Raw genomic sequence first — 15,936 nt, 5'->3', positions numbered from 1 at the left:
CATTCACCGTGACTAAAAATGCACCGTGATTAAAAATGGCCTCGTAACAGAGGCCATTTTTTCGAAAGCGAGTATTTAAAACGTTGGTGGCGTCGAAGCGCTTATCAACTCACACTCCACTTTTCCCTTGTTACGAAATCGGTGTGGCTTACGCGTCTCAAAATAGTAAGAATCACCGGCTTTCAGCACTTGAGTGCGACTGCCTACCGTGATCTCTATTTCTCCGCGAATCACCACGCCGCCTTCTTCGCCTTCGTGCTGCATGAAATCAGTGCCGGTATCAGCACCTGGCGGGTAGACTTCATGCAATATGGCAAGTTTGCGACCTTCTCGTTTCGCACCCACTAACATCAGGTTAATCTTGCCGTCACCTAAATCCGTCATCTGTTCCGGACTAAAAAAGATGTCATCCTCGGATTCAACGTCTAAGGTAAAAAACTCGCCCATTGAGATGGGAATCGCTTCCAGTATCTTTTTTAGTGACCCAACAGAAGGGTTCACAAGGTTCTGTTCAATTTGAGAGATCATGGAGTTCGTCACACCGCTTCTCTTCGCAAGCTCTCGTTGAGATAAACCACGCATGGTTCGGATCGTCTTAAGTTGCTTGCCTACATCCATGTCTCTATCCATGTATCTCTCCTAGTTTGTCAGCGAATGCCTTTACTGCTGGCTCATTTTCGCCTCTTGTAATCGCCGTTTCTCCGCTTTAGCGAGCACCCACCACGCAATAAAGGTGGCACAGGAGACAGCTAAAATGATCAACGTCGCGAGGGCATTAATTTTAGGACTAACGCCTAGTCTAACGCTGGAGAATACCACCATTGGTAGCGTTGTAGCACTCGGACCAGATACAAAACTCGCAATCACCAGGTCATCGAGTGATAACGTAAACGCCAGTAACCAGCCTGCAACAATAGCAGGAGCAATCGTTGGTAAGGTAATTTGCAGAAATACCTTCCAGGGCGGAGCCCCCAAGTCCATCGCAGCCTCTTCAATTGAGCGATCGACCTCTTGTAATCTGGAGCTAACGACTACCGTAACGTATGCCGTGCAAAACGTAACATGTGCAATCCAGATAGTCATCATTCCACGTTGATTAAATAAATCAAACACTTGCCCCATCGCAATGAAGAGTAACAGTAAAGACAGACCGGTGATCACTTCTGGCATCACCAACGGCGCCGTGATCATAAACGCGAATCCGGTTTCACCTCTAAATTTCCCGAAGCGATTCAGGACAAACGCCGCGATAGTCCCCAGCACCACAGCGGCGCTGGCAGAGAGAAAACCAATTAACAAGCTCAGCTTTACCCCGCCCATTAATAAGTCATCGTCAAATAACTCTGAATACCACTTAAAAGAAAACCCAGACCAAACGGTCACTAAGCGGTTTTCATTAAAAGAATAAATAATCAAAATCAGAATGGGTAAATAGAGGAAAGCAAAACCTAACCCTAAAACCATCCACTTCCATTTGTTGTTGTAAACTGGAATATCGTTCATCCCTGTACCTCCAATTCACGTTTTTGATAACGGTGGAACCAAAGAATTGGCACCATTAGTATGAGTAACATCGTGGTGGCAACGGCCGAGGCAACAGGCCAGTCTCGGTTATTGAAAAACTCTTGCCATAACACTTTGCCGATTAGAATTGAATCTGGCCCGCCGAGCAGTTCAGGAATAACAAACTCCCCTACCGCAGGAATAAAGACCAGCATGGAACCAGCGATAATACCGGCGCGGGTTAAAGGAATTAAAACACTAAACAATGTGGTGATTGGTTTCGCGCCTAAATCACTCGAGGCTTCTATTAGTGAATAATCGACTCGCATCAGCGCGGTGTACAAAGGTAAAACCATGAAAGGCAGATAGGTATACACAATGCCGATATATACGGCGACGTCGGTATGCAATATCTTCAATGGCTCGTCAATCGCCCCAATGGTTAGTAGCACGTTATTAAGTAATCCATTGTTTTTGAGGATACCTATCCAGGCATAGACTCGAATCAAAAAACTCGTCCATGAAGGCAGAATGATCAGCATCAGCAGGACGTTACGCGTCGACGGCGTTGAATGCACAATAGCCCAGGCAATTGGAAAACCGACCACTAAACACAGTAACGTTGAAATGAATGCGATACGTATCGACTCTAAATAGGAAGACACATACAAATCATCTTCCAACAAATATTCGTAGTTACCGATATTCAGCAGTAGCTGCAATTGCTGCTCGGCATAACTGAGCAGTTCAGAATAGGGAGGAATCGAGACCTGAGCCTCGGCGAAGCTGATCTTAAATACGATCAAAAATGGGAGTAAGAAGAACAGTAACAACCATCCATAAGGGACAGCAAGCAGTAAGCACTTTGGCGTGGGTATGACACGCCAGATATCGAGTTTGGCTTTCTTTATCATATTTTAAGTACCACGCAGCTTTCCATTTCCCAACTTAGCGTGACCTTCTGTTCCCACGTCGGCATGTCTTTTCTCAAGCGAGTGGTATTTTGTAAGGTTGCCGTGACTAATTTTCCAGACGGTAAACGCACGTGGTAGATAGATTGATTGCCCATATAGGCAATATCTTCAACGACCCCTGTGCAGCTGTTGACCGAATGATTGCTATGTGTGCTCAACGTCATTTTCTCTGGCCTAACCGCAATCATCACGGGTACCCCTGTCACACCAGAAATGCCTTCATTAATACAAATCGGGTGTTCAAGATCCTGACTGCGCACGGTGCAACTGTCGTTTTGATTATTTTCCAATATGCCTTCAAAGATATTTACCGTGCCGACAAACTTGGCTGAGAATTTAGAATTCGGGTGTTCATAGATCGATTCTGGAGAGCCAATTTGCACAAACTGACCTTTATTCATAATCGCCATTCGACTGGCCATGGTCATGGCTTCTTCTTGATCGTGTGTCACCATCACACAAGTCACCCCCACACGCTCTAAGATATCCACCACTTCGAGTTGCATTTTTTCTCTTAAGTTTTTATCTAAAGCGCCCATTGGTTCATCCAGAAGCAGCAGTTTTGGCTTTTTGGCTAAACTACGAGCCAGTGCAACACGCTGTTTCTGACCACCAGAAAGTTGATGAGGTTTGCGTTTGGCATAGTCAGACATATGCACAAGTTCCAGCATCTGTTTGACGGTTTCATTGATTTCTTGGCGAGACATGCCGTCCTGCTTTAAACCAAATGCAATATTGTCTGCAACGGTCATATGAGGAAACAGCGCATAGGATTGGAACATCATATTGACCGGGCGACGATACGGAGGTATCTCGGCAAGATCTTCTCCATCTAAAATAATCTGCCCAGCTGAAGGTTGCTCAAAACCAGCAAGCATTCTTAGCAACGTTGATTTTCCACAGCCCGATGCGCCAAGCAGGGCAAACAGTTCACCTTGATTGATCGTCAAATCCAAACCATCAACGGCGACGTGACCATCAAAGCTTTTGGTGAGACCTTTGATTTCTAATAAAGGTTTTGGCGGATTGGAATCCACATGCATATGAGGAAGATCATTACAAATTGACATCACTGTCATGGCACTCTCCATAAAAGAGGCGACCCTAGGGTCACCTCTTTGTCTCTATCTAGTTTTTAACAAAATCAGTCCACGCACGAGTCATCGCACGAGCGGTTTTATGAGGTAACATTTTCGCGCTGTAGAGCTTCTCTTGTGTTTCCTCATTAGGGTAGATGCCTGGATCATCCAGAATCTCACTATCAATGAACTCACGTGACGGCGGGTTTGGATTCGCGTACCAAACGTAGTTACTGATTTCAGCGATGATTTCTGGTCTTAACAGGAAGTTAATGAAAAGGTGGGCATTTTCTGGATGCTTAGCATCTTTAGGAATGGCCATCAAATCAAACCAAGCTAAAGCGCCCTCTTTCGGAATTGAGTAAGCAATCTCAACACCGTTATCCGCTTCTGCCGCACGATCTGCCGCTTGAAGAACATCTCCGGACCAACCGATCGCGACACAAATGTCGCCATTAGCTAAGTCATTAATGTATTGCGAAGAGTGGAAGTAAGTGACGTATGGACGGACAGTTTTGAGTAACTCAAGCGCATCCTTTTTGTAATCATTCGGATCCGTACTATTTGGATCTTTGCCAATGTAGTTAAGTGACGCGGCCATGATCTCTGATGGCGCATTCAAAAAGCCCACACCACATTTCGCCAGTTTTTCCATGTTCTCTGGTTTAAAGACTAAATCCCAGCTGTTGACCGGAGCATCCTCTCCAAGTGCCGCTTTGACCTTCTCGACGTTGTAGCCAATACCTGTTGTGCCCCAAAGGTAAGGCACCGAATAAGCATTCTCAGGATCGACGGTGTCTGACAAGATTCCCATCAGTTTTGGGTCTAGGTTTTTATAGTTGCTGAGCTTTTCTTTATCCAGCTTCTGAAAAGCGCCGGCTTTTACCTGTCTGCCCAAAAAGTCGTTACTCGGGACAATAAGGTCGAAGCCAGTGTTACCTGACAGAACTTTTGCTTCCAGAACTTCATTAGAATCAAAAACATCGTAGACAACCTTGATACCTGTTTCCTGCTCAAATTTGGCGATGGTATCTTCAGCAATATAATCAGACCAGTTATAGATATTGAGTACTTTGTCTTCCGCAGCAATTGATGTTAACGGGGCTAACCCAAGAGTCATCCCCAACGCTACCCCACAATAAACCTTCATTTTCTCCATTTGGATCTCCATTCCTTGGTGAGTTTTGGTATTGCTCTCGTCGGCTACTGCTGAACGTCGGCGAGCGTGTTATCTAAAGCCAGTTTTGCAAGTGCAACTAATTCGTCTATTTCTGATTTAGTGATAATCAGTGGTGGTGAACAGATCATTGAGTCTCCGACGGCTCTCAATACCACGCCACTGTTAAAACAATGGTCGCGGCAACGAGTACCTACATCTAACTCTTTATCGAAACGTTGTTTGGTTTGTTTATCTTTAACAAGCTCAATTGCACCGACCAGACCAACGCTACGCGCTTCACCAACCATTGGGTGCTCAGCGAGCTCTGCCCAGCGTTTGGCAAAATATGGGCCGGTCTCTTCTCGTACTTGATTAACAACGCTGAGACGTTGCATCTCTTTAATGTTGGCGATGGCAACCGCACAAGAAGCAGGATGACCTGAGTAAGTAAAACCGTGGGCGAATTCCGTATCTGCATCGGTGAGTACTTTGGCAACATGATCACGAACCATCACACCACCTAGCGGCAGGTAACCTGATGTGATCCCTTTCGCCATACACATAAGATCTGGCTTTATATTGAAGGTCTGACTTGCGAACCATTCGCCAGTGCGGCCAAAGCCACAAATCACTTCATCAACAATCAATAGAATTTCATATTTGTCACAAATACGTTGGATTTCAGGCCAGTAGCTTGACGGTGGAATAATCACGCCACCAGCACCTTGAATAGGCTCTGCAATAAAAGCAGCGACATTTTCTTCACCGAGTTCTAGAATCTTCTCTTCTAGCTGCCTTGCACGCTCTAAACCAAATTCGGTTTCATCGACGCCATTTCCTTCACCAAAATAGTAAGGTTGATCGATGTGCACGATGTTAGGTAAAGGAAGACCACCTTGCGCATGCATCGCAGACATGCCACCGAGACTTGCCCCCGCCATAGTACTGCCGTGGTAAGCATTTTTACGGCTGATGATGGTTTGCTTTTGCGGTTTACCAAGGCTACTCCAGTAGTGACGAACCATTCTCACTACCGTGTCATTACACTCAGAACCTGAGCCCGTATAGAACACATGGTTCATGCCTTCTGGCGTGACCTCGGCCAATAAAGTAGAAAGCTCTACCGCTGGTGGATGTGCGGTTTGGAAAAACAAATTGTAGTACGGCAATTCTTGCATTTGCTTTGTCGCGGCATCAATAAGAGGCTGACAGCTGTAGCCCATATTCACACACCATAAGCCCGCCATACCGTCGAGGATTTTGTTGTCATCCTCGTCATAGATGTAAACCCCTTCCGCGCGCTTAATAATGCGAGAACCTTTGTCATTTAACGCCTTGAAGTTAGTAAAAGGGTGCAAGCAATGTGCACTATCTTGCTCAATCCATTTAGACATAGTTTCATTCCATGGTTTATTAATAACGTGAGCACTACTTTCCCTTTATCCGCAAAGATAAATGGTTCGACGGTAACGTTCGCTAAGAGAAAGTAGCTTTCACTTGGTAATTAAGTTTGACTTATACGTTTAAGAGTAAGAACTCACGCTCCCAAGAGCTGATAACTTGAAAGAACGTTTTGTACTCTTTTCGCTTAATTGCCACGTAAGCAGAAACAAATCGATCACCGAGAATTTCTCTCAGCTCGTTACTGTTTTCCAGCAGCAATAACGCATCTTCCAATGTATGAGGCAGTGAGTAAGGTTCTGTCGTCATGTCACCTGTACTCTGCGGTGTCGGGGTAAGTTTTTCTTTCATACCCAAGTAGCCACAGGCCAATGACAATGCCATCGCTAAGTAAGGGTTCGCATCCGCACCGGCGTAACGGTTTTCAATCCGGCGGGCATTCTTATCAGAGACCGGAACTCGAAGCCCAACCGTGCGGTTGTCTTCTCCCCAAGCTACGTTGGTAGGCGCTGACTCGCCGAAGACCAGTCGACGGTAGGAATTGACGTTTGGCGCAAAAAAGGCAATCGCAGCCGGGGTATATTTTTGCATGCCAGCAATATAATTGAGGAAGAGTTCGCTGTTAGAGCCGTCTTCATTGGCGAACAGGTTCTTGCCGTTCACGTCCACCAAACTTTGGTGAATGTGCATTGCACTGCCTGGTTCATGCTCCATTGGTTTCGCCATAAACGTCGCATAAACATCGTGGCGCAATGCGGCTTCTCGTACCGTGCGTTTAAAGAGAAACACCTGATCTGCCAAATCTAACGGTTCACCGTGATCGAAGTTCAACTCCATCTGAGCGGCACCCGATTCATGAACTAATGTATCAACGTCCAGGCCTTGCGCCTCACAGAAGTCATACATGTCTTCAAAAATAGGATCGAATTCATTCACAGCATCGATACTGAAGGATTGTCTGGCCGTTTCTGGTCTCCCATTTCGACCAATCGGCGGCTCAAGCGGATAGTCCCAGTCCAGATTTTTCTTAACCAAGAAAAACTCTAGCTCAGGTGCCACTATTGGGTTCCAACCCTCTCTTTCGTAGAACGATAAAACACGACGCAACACCGCTCTTGGGGAAACTTCTACTGGCTCACCATCCACTGTGAAACAGTCATGAATTACCTGACCTGTTGGATCTTTTGTCCATGGAACTAACCTGACCGTATTTGGATCTGGCTCGAGATTCATGTCTTTCTCGGTGAGATCAATCATGCTTTCATCGTCTGGCCAGTCACCGTTTACCGTCTGGAAAAAAATCACTTCGGGAAGATGCATCCCTCCTTCTCGAAGAAATTTTTTGGCGGGCATAATTTTGCCTCTTGCGTTACCAGTAATGTCAGGGATAAGACACTCGACTTCAGTAATACGGTTTTCTTCAATCCATTTCTTGAATGTTTCCATAAATCCTTCTTTGCAATAATTTCGGTCCATGAAATACAGCTTTATGTTTACAGCTTTGCGTCCGATCAAAAACGGCGAACAACAAAATAACACTCGTATGTTTTTCTAATCCCAACTACCGAACCAATCGGGTTGAGTACAAAATCGCCCGTTGCTAACCCACATCAAAAATCATGGATGTATCAATAAGCCCTATTTAGCATTGTGCCTAACTCGCCCAAAAGTCAACCAATCTGTTAAATATTTTATATCAAGATATAGCATCGGTGAGGTTAAAGTTACAAATGTGTTGCAATTTTCTAAACAATGTGTGTATGTTTAATAGGCAAGTAAAGCTGTCTGCGGGGCATTCCTGAGCCCATATAGAACAAGGGATTATTACGTTTAACGCCAAGGAGGCACAGCGGATATGACTAGTCTTGCCAATCAACCGATTAACATTGACCGACTAAAAACCAAGCAAGAGCAACAAGAAATTGCTCATTTTATCGAACAAAATCCAAACATCACGACGATTGATTTGATTCTGTTCGATATGAATGGTGTCGTCAGGGGAAAACGAATCAACACCGCCCAACTCAGCAAAGTTCTGGAGCAAGGTATCTGTTTGCCTGCGTCCGTTTTTGCACTGGATATCTGCGGCGAAACTGTCGAAGAAACCGGGCTGGGATTTGAAAAAGGTGATGGTGACCGTATTTGCCGTATTGTGCCAAACTCATTGCAGGTCGTACCGTGGCAAGAGAATAGCGCCCAAGCCATCGTTACGATGTACGAGCCCGAGACGAACCAACCTTTCTTTGCTGACCCCAGACACGTCCTCGATCTTCAAGTAAAAAAACTGAAAAGCAAAGGCTTTCATCCGTGTGTCGCGGTTGAGTTAGAGTTTTATTTGCAGGATCCTGAAACCGATGATACTGGCTGCCCCCAACCCCCTCTGATGCCAGTAAGCGGCGAGCGAATGACACAAACGCAAGTCTATTCACTGGATGAACTCGATGAATTTAAAACTTTTTTGGATGAAATCGTAAGCGCATGTCAAGAACAGGGCATTCCGGCAGAAAACATCACAGCCGAATATGCACCGGGGCAATTTGAAGTAAACCTAAAACATTCCACCGATGTATTACTTGCTTGTGACCATGCCATGCTACTAAAACGTGTCGTTCGTGCGATAGCGAAGAAACATGGATTTCATGCCAACTTCATGGCTAAACCTTATACCGAATATGCAGGCAGTGGTTGCCACGTTCATATCAGCTTGCAGGACGCCGATGGGATTAACGTGCTTGGGTATAATGACGATTTACTGCTCAATGCCATTGCTGGTGTCTTAGAACACATGGATGAATGCATGGCGATTTTTGCTCCTAATGCCAACTCCTATCGACGCTTACAACCGAATATGTTCGTACCAATGCATGCTTCATGGGGGTGGGATAACCGAACGGTTGCTGTGCGAGTGCCCGCCAGCGGAGAAGAAGACAAGCGAATCGAACACCGCTTATCAGGTGCCGATGTTAACCCTTATCTCACTGTATCTGTTTTATTGGCATCCATCCTAGACGGCATTGAAAACAATCTGGTACCGCCAGCGCCAATAGACGGAGACGCAACTCAGCTCGATCTGCCGACTCTGCCAAGCTCTTGGGACAGTGCTTTACATGCCTTCTCAGCAAGTGAATTTATGCAAAACAGCTTTGGAGAAGAGCTTTGCAAAGTTTACCTCGCCAACAAAAAACACGAGCAGGAAAGGTTTTCGGCTCAAGTTTCACCACTTGAATACCAATGGTACCGATAGTATTGAATCAAGATTAGAAGAAAAGGATGTCAAGATGAGTACGAAGCATACCCTCTCTTACTATGCTGCATCAAAAAACCAAGATTTGCGCTTTCCTACGTTGAAAGGAAGCCACGTTGCCGATGTTTGTATTGTGGGATCTGGTATAACCGGAGCAACAGCGGCATTGGAACTCGCCAACAAAGGCTATAGCGTCATCGTATTGGAAGCCAATCGTGTCGGTTGGGGGGCATCAGGGCGAAGTGGCGGACAGGCGATTTTTGGCTGGGCTTCAGAGCAACATACACTTGAAAAGCTCGTCGGAGAGTCTGACGCCAAGAAACTTTGGGAGCTGTCCATCGAGGCGCTCGCTCTGACCAAAAACAATATCAAAAAGTACAATATTGACTGTGATTGGCGGGATGGCATGGTTCATTTGGGCATGAAGTCGCGTCATGACAAAGAGCTAAAAGAATGGTATGCCAACCTGACAGAACGCTATCAATATGACTCTCTTGAACTGTGGGACAAAGAACAAGTCAGAGAGAATATTGATAGCGACAAATACACATCCGGCATGCTTGATCGCAATAGTGGTCACTTACACCCATTAAACTACACGCTTGGCTTAACTAATGCCGCCCAAGCCGCCGGAGCTCAGTTCTTTGAAGAAAGTGCGGTGATTAAAATTGAGCACGGTGATCCTGCGACTCTATTTACCAAGCATGGTGAGGTGAAAGCGAATCACGTTATTCTTGCGTGTAATGCTTATATGGAAGGGTTGGAAAGCTCGCTGGAAAACAAAGTCATGCCCGTGGGTACCTACATCTGTGCCACAGAACCACTTGAAGAAGACCTAACCAATAAACTGATGAAAAACCGTATCGCGGCGAGTGACATCAACTTTGTACTCGACTACTTCCGCTGCTCCGGTGACAACCGGATGCTATTTGGCGGGCGAGTCAGCTACTCTGGGGTTGCACCATTTAATTTAGAAAAGGCGATGCGCAACCGGATGGTAAGCATATTTCCTCAATTAACAAACGCTAAAATCGATTATGCGTGGGGCGGTAATGTGGCGATCACCATGAATCGCGCCCCTCACTTTGGCCGACTTAAACCCAATGTTTATTTTGCACAGGGGTTCTCTGGCCATGGCATTGCGGTAACAGGTCTGGCAGGCACTTTAATGGCTGAATGTGTTGCTGCGACCTCTGAACGCTTTGCCATTTTTGATAAAGTGCCTCATATGTCATTCCCCGGCGGACGTTTACTCCGGACCCCTGCACTTGTTCTGGCTATGTCTTACTACCGGGTTCGCGACTTGCTGTAAATATTGTGCCGTTAAAGGGCTTCAGCTGCGCAATCACTACCGAAGCCCCTGTAACTCATTCTGCCTTTGGTGGAGTCAGCGCTTCACCATTGGTTTGAATCACGTTTTGATACCAGTAAAAGCTCTTTTTCTTTAAACGATTTAACGTGCCTTGACCGTCGTTATCACGGTCTACATAAATCAGGCCGTAGCGTTTTGACATCTGTGCGGTTGAAGCACTGACTAAATCAATCGGGCCCCAGCAGGTGTAACCCATTATTTCGACACCGTCCTGAAGCGCTTCACCAACCTGATACAAATGGTCATTGAGATACTGAATTCGGTAATCATCCTCAATCTCTCCATTTTCATTGACGGTATCTGCCGCACCAAGACCGTTTTCTACGATGAACAATGGCTTTTGGTATCGGTCATAAAGTAAGTTCAAAACAATACGCAATCCTTTAGGGTCGATTTGCCATCCCCAATCCGTTGACTCCAGATACGGATTGCTCCCCATTTTGAAAGCTTCCTGATCCGTCATCTCTAGGTTTTCGTTCTGAACACTGACACAACCCGTCATGTAGTAACTGAATGAAATAAAATCGATGGTTTCTCTTAACGCCTCTTTATCCTCATCCGTGATATTAAGAACAACGCCCATTTCTTTAAATTTGCGCATCATATAGCCTGGGTAGTAACCACGGCTTTGTACGTCTCCGAAAAATAGCCATTCGCGGTTCTGTTGCATTGCTTCAAACACATCATCCGGATGGCTGGTCAATGCATACTGAATTGCGCCTAACATCATATTACCGATCTTGGCATCTGGCAGCAGCTCATGACAGACTTTGACTGCTTTTGCACTGGCCACCAACTGGTGATGTATTCCTTGGTAAAGAGCCTGAGCTTCACTGCCGCGTGGAATTCCGGCCCCCGTGAACGACTCATGTAAAGTGGCATTAATTTCGTTGAATGTCAGCCAGTACTTAACGCGATGCCCGAAGCGGGAGAATACCGCGGTAGCGTAACGCTCAAAGAAGCCGATAAGTTCTCTGCTTGTCCAGCCGTGATATTTCTCAGCTAAATGCAGAGGCATTTCATAGTGAGATAGCGTAACGACTGGTGTAATGCCGTGCTTTTCGAGCTCATCAAAAATTTTGTCGTAATAAGCCAGCCCCAACTCATTAGGCTCTAATTCATCGCCCTTGGGAAAGATTCGGCTCCAGGCAATCGAAAGGCGAAAACACGTAAACCCAAGTTCAGAGAACAGTGCGATGTCTTGTGGGTAACGGTGATAAAAATCAATAGCAATGTCTTTGATATTAAAGTCACCATCCTGTCGATGCTTTAGTTCCCCGAACGAGCCAAAAGGTTGTATATCGGATGTCGACAGTCCCTTCCCATCGGCAGTATGCGCACCTTCAATTTGGTTTGCGGCCGTTGCCCCACCCCACAGAAATTCATCGGGAAAACGAAAAGACATAGCTTGCTCCTTGAAACTGACAATTAAAATCACATAAGACAAGCTAATTAAAAAGGAATGTTTTGATCGTAACAACTCAATTCGAGTACAGTATGAATTAGCTGAACTAATAGATAAGAGCAAGATGGAAAACAAACAGCATGTCGTCTCAAACCTGTATACCTTCAACGTGGCCGCGAAGTGTTTAAGCTTTACCAACGCGGCCGAAGAGTTGCACTTAACTCAGGGAGCGGTAAGTCAGAGAATTAAACAACTGGAGCAGCAGTTAGGCTTCAAGCTATTTATCCGGCTGACCAGAAAGCTGGAGCTGACGGAGGAAGGAAAACGACTATACGAAACAGTAAGCGGCTCTTTTTCTACCATCTTTTCTGACATCGATGACATTCGCTTTAATGAGCTCACCGGAGAGTTATACATCGGGGTCGCACCAACGTTTGCTCAGTCATGGCTTTTACCTAAGCTGGCAAATTTTCAGGATCGCTATCCTAACCTGAACTTAAAGATCCGAGTGAAAGCCAGCTATCTGGACTTTCATCACGAGCCAGTGGATTTAGCTATCTACTACAGCCGCGAACCCCAATCTGATATGCATAACGAAATGCTGTTTGAAGAGTACCTTACTCCTGTTTGCACGCCGTTATACGCAGAAAAGCATAAGATTACGGACCAAGTGAGTAGCTTAACTAACGCCAATTTAATCCATTGCACAGAGTCTATTGATTCAGCCAATTACGATTTTGAATGGCAACATTGGCTCAAACAGCAAACAGAACCGATTACCCCAAACGCCAATTACTATGTCTTCAACCATGGTGAGATGGCGGTATCTGCGGTTAAAAACCATATGGGAGTGGGAATGGGACGTGTCGCGCTCATTCAGCCTTATCTTGATAGCGGTGAATTAATCGCACCATTTGGTGTTATTCCAGCCGACATGAAGTACTTACTTATTTGCCCGAAAGGAATGGAAGAACGCCCACGTTTCAAGGCATTCACATCGTGGTTACGTAGTCAGTTAGTTGAAGATCATTAAACGACTCAACGTTGCAAGAAGCAAAAACGAAAAAAGCCTGCAATGTATTTAAACACTGCAGGCTTTTCAATGTGATGCCTGCAACGTAATTTAGCATAGTCCGAACTAGCTTTCAAACAGCTACAAAACTATTTGCAGCATAAGTTCGCATAAAATTGCATCAAAAGCTTGCATATTTGGCTAACGATTTAAGTTCAACGTTGTTAAATTACCACATTACAATCAGTCCCTCGAGAGACATAGTGGATATGTATGTAACAAACTTTTGGACAAAACCGAGTTATGAACCAAAATACACTCCGGCTGTTCGGATTAGCACTGGTATTGCAACCATGCACTCAGCAGAAAAAGTGGCCAAATTCACTTATCCACTACACTTGACCGTTTACTAACTCCTGTATGTCAGAATAGAGCTGATACAAGCTATGAGCGGACATATCCAAGATTGGTTCATACATGAATGAGTTCAAATGAATGTTCTCTGGAGTCATCAAGTTAACTTGATCAAGCAAGCTAATGGTGTCTTGCTCAGCTTGGTGTAGCTCAATGAATTTATCGTAAAGTGCACGAGTTTGGTTTGAACTAATCCCCTCAACAAAAGCTGGGTCGGCTATTCTGGTGATCATAAAATGCTCAGCTTGTAACCTGATAGCCATAGCCAAAATAACTTTACATTCAAGCTCGGGTGATTCTTGAGGATCAGCTACAAGCGCATCACTATGCTCTATTATCTTATCAAACACCAACGACTCACTGTCTGGCAGCTCTAGTGCAGACTGATCTACAAAGATCTCACTATACATCGCTTGTATATCGCTAACTTTGATGTCTTTGGTACCTGCTTTTAGGTGCAAAAGAGATGTCAAACTACTGTAGTGAGCTTCATGACCACAATACTCTGCAAGATTTCGAGCAAATGGGATACTAGCTAACAGGTAAGCTTCATTTGTAGCTAAGTTTTGCTTCCAAGCATTAAATACATCTTTTTGATATTTTTCTGGCTTTAGAGCAATTTCCGTTGATGACTTTATTGCCATATGACGATTCTGACGCTTCGCACCGAGTCGACTACTCACAATTCGATGAAAATCGAAGTTGTGAGTAAGTAATAGCAAGCTGAAATGAGCCACTTTTGCAATATCACGGAGGTATTCAACAATGGCATACTTGTTCTTGTAGTCAAACGAATCAGCAATATCATCTATCACGACTAAGAGTGGCTGAATATTGTTTCGTTTCACTTCAATTTCAAAAAGTACGTTAAGGATATAAAGTGCACGCTTTTCGCCTTGACTCAAAGCGTCTACCAAACTTGATTGACTAACGAATTCTGACTCACCTCGTCCGTCATCAAATTCGAACTTTATAGCTGGAGCGGCGTTATTTAGAATCACTTCATCCTGATTTTCTACGCTAAGTTTAAATGGAACTTTGAAGCGTTTATTGAAAGTATCAACGACGGTTTCCCAAGTTGTTTTTTGTTGCTGTGCTTGATGGACAATATTTGCTACCAGTTCCTGATTAGACTTATATGTCGCAACTAAGTCATCCCAAGCAGATTGATTAGATTGTAAGTACCCGATTAGAACTTTTCTTTTAAACTCATCAACATCGGTAAATTCACCTAGCAAGTCTTGATGTTCTGAAATTAGATCTCGAAAAGCTTGAGTTTCTTTGTTTTTCAACTTGCTATCAACACGGCTGAACTTTTCTTTTAATTCGGGATTTTGTAGTACTTTATCTTGCTCGGATTGTAGTAACTCATTTAGCTCCTTTTTTGAAGACACCTCTTGCTTAGAACCATCAACCGAAATATTGACACTGTGCGAAGCATTGAAGAAGCCGTTATCTGTTAAACTTTTTGAAACGACATCAGCCTTTTGGTGATTAAAAGTTTTGGATAAAACTGTAGATTTTTCAATCAACTTGTCATAGGTGTCGACATAGTCTGCTAGGTCTTTGCTTAACTCTTCTGAGGCAATGAGCTGGAGAGCTTTTGGATTAAACAAAGTATCGTACTTATATTCTCCATATTGGGTATAGTCGGGGTTTGTCTGCTCAGAAAGTGTTACAAGTAAACCTAAAAGTTCTTTTTGAGGAATCCCAAAAGCTTCATTGAATAGGCTTGGGACATCTCGTTTCCCCGACTTTTTAACAATCCCGTTTATGAGAGTTGAGCGTTTGCCATCAACTTCCTTTAGAGCCGTGTCATATTGTTGTTTCAACTCTTCGTTAACCAATAAAGTTGAAAGTTGTTGAGAGCTATAGCTTTCATTATAAGAGTCAATCACCATCACTTGGGCTGACGTTATATCGGCACCATCAATTTTGATATTTCTTACAGTTGTACGACTTGGAAAGATAAGATCCTTTGTATCCTTGTTTTCTTCCACATCCTTAAAGGTCTTAGCTAGCGAAGTTTTTAGCGTTCCGTTTGGAGCGTAGAGCGAATTAATGCCATCGTTAGTAGCTGACTTTGTAAAGTCTAACTCTTTAGATAGTTGGTTGATGCCATAACAGTTAGCCAAATCAAGCTGAAGTTTCATGAATGATCCTCAATTTATCAGTTACTACCGAACATTTATCGTGGCGCCTTCAATACGAGACATGTGGCATAGTGCCATGTATTGCTCTTTATAACCATAATACAAGTAAGAGAACTTATGGCCCCAAAGGAATATGGTGCTTGTAGTGGGGTAGTAAATTTGGCTACATAGTTAGATGAGAAAAAGGTGGGTCAATCGTCACTTTGGTTGAGTGGGTGTT

Annotated in this window: 12 protein-coding genes; 3 read left to right on the top strand and 9 right to left on the bottom strand. The window is 44.4% G+C overall.

Annotation, left to right across the window (positions count from 1 at the left end):
- Positions 1–75: 75 nt before the first annotated feature.
- From VER99_RS04705 to VER99_RS04675, 7 genes are all read right to left on the bottom strand, one after another.
- Entirely contained in the window at positions 76–618 is a 543-nt protein-coding gene (locus VER99_RS04705; RefSeq protein WP_024372708.1) for a cupin domain-containing protein, read from the bottom strand.
- Positions 619–660: 42 nt separating this feature from the next.
- Positions 661–1,503: an ABC transporter permease subunit gene (locus VER99_RS04700; protein ID WP_014231260.1), complete on the bottom strand. Its 843-nt coding sequence runs from the start codon at positions 1,501–1,503 to the stop codon at positions 661–663.
- Positions 1,500–2,417: a putrescine ABC transporter permease PotH gene (potH, locus tag VER99_RS04695; RefSeq protein ID WP_014231259.1), complete on the bottom strand. Its 918-nt coding sequence runs from the start codon at positions 2,415–2,417 to the stop codon at positions 1,500–1,502. The genes VER99_RS04700 and potH overlap by 4 nt, the downstream gene beginning before the upstream one ends.
- The gene (gene potG, locus VER99_RS04690) at positions 2,414–3,556 is read right to left on the bottom strand and encodes a putrescine ABC transporter ATP-binding subunit PotG (protein WP_020332831.1); all 1,143 of its coding nucleotides are present in this window, start codon (positions 3,554–3,556) and stop codon (positions 2,414–2,416) included. The genes potH and potG overlap by 4 nt, the downstream gene beginning before the upstream one ends.
- 49 nt (positions 3,557–3,605) lie before the next feature.
- A complete protein-coding gene (locus VER99_RS04685; RefSeq protein WP_014231257.1) occupies positions 3,606–4,715 on the bottom strand; it encodes an extracellular solute-binding protein in 1,110 nt (369 codons plus the stop codon).
- A 44-nt stretch (positions 4,716–4,759) separates the two neighbouring features.
- On the bottom strand, positions 4,760–6,109 hold the full coding sequence (locus VER99_RS04680; protein WP_020332830.1) for an aspartate aminotransferase family protein: 1,350 nt from the start codon (positions 6,107–6,109) through the stop codon (positions 4,760–4,762).
- Between the two features lie 121 nt (positions 6,110–6,230).
- Complete coding sequence (locus VER99_RS04675) at positions 6,231–7,562, bottom strand: glutamine synthetase family protein (RefSeq protein WP_020332829.1); 1,332 nt, start codon at positions 7,560–7,562, stop codon at positions 6,231–6,233.
- A 409-nt stretch (positions 7,563–7,971) separates the two neighbouring features.
- Here VER99_RS04675 and VER99_RS04670 point away from each other — a divergent pair, with 409 nt between their 5' ends.
- Positions 7,972–9,360 (top strand): glutamine synthetase family protein, encoded by a 1,389-nt coding sequence (locus VER99_RS04670; protein ID WP_014231254.1) that lies wholly within the window; start codon positions 7,972–7,974, stop codon positions 9,358–9,360.
- 34 nt (positions 9,361–9,394) lie between these two features.
- Complete coding sequence (locus VER99_RS04665; protein ID WP_020332828.1) at positions 9,395–10,672, top strand: NAD(P)/FAD-dependent oxidoreductase; 1,278 nt, start codon at positions 9,395–9,397, stop codon at positions 10,670–10,672.
- Positions 10,673–10,727: 55 nt separating this feature from the next.
- Here the strand turns inward: VER99_RS04665 and VER99_RS04660 are convergent, their stop codons facing one another.
- Positions 10,728–12,137, bottom strand: coding sequence for a glycoside hydrolase family 1 protein (locus VER99_RS04660; protein ID WP_020332827.1), 1,410 nt, complete (start codon positions 12,135–12,137; stop codon positions 10,728–10,730).
- Positions 12,138–12,261: 124 nt separating this feature from the next.
- Between VER99_RS04660 and VER99_RS04655 the strand changes: the two genes are divergently transcribed.
- Positions 12,262–13,170, top strand: a complete 909-nt coding sequence (locus tag VER99_RS04655) for a LysR substrate-binding domain-containing protein (RefSeq protein WP_020332826.1) — start codon at positions 12,262–12,264, stop codon at positions 13,168–13,170.
- 371 nt (positions 13,171–13,541) lie between these two features.
- Here VER99_RS04655 and VER99_RS04650 read toward each other — a convergent pair whose 3' ends face one another.
- Positions 13,542–15,716 (bottom strand): ATP-binding protein, encoded by a 2,175-nt coding sequence (locus VER99_RS04650; RefSeq protein WP_020332824.1) that lies wholly within the window; start codon positions 15,714–15,716, stop codon positions 13,542–13,544.
- Positions 15,717–15,936 lie beyond the last annotated feature (220 nt).

It is taken from the genome of Vibrio natriegens NBRC 15636 = ATCC 14048 = DSM 759 (genome assembly GCF_035621455.1).
GTDB lineage: Bacteria > Pseudomonadota > Gammaproteobacteria > Enterobacterales > Vibrionaceae > Vibrio > Vibrio natriegens.
Note: the sequence above shows the minus strand (reverse complement) of the source record. Positions and strands in the feature narration are given on the sequence as shown.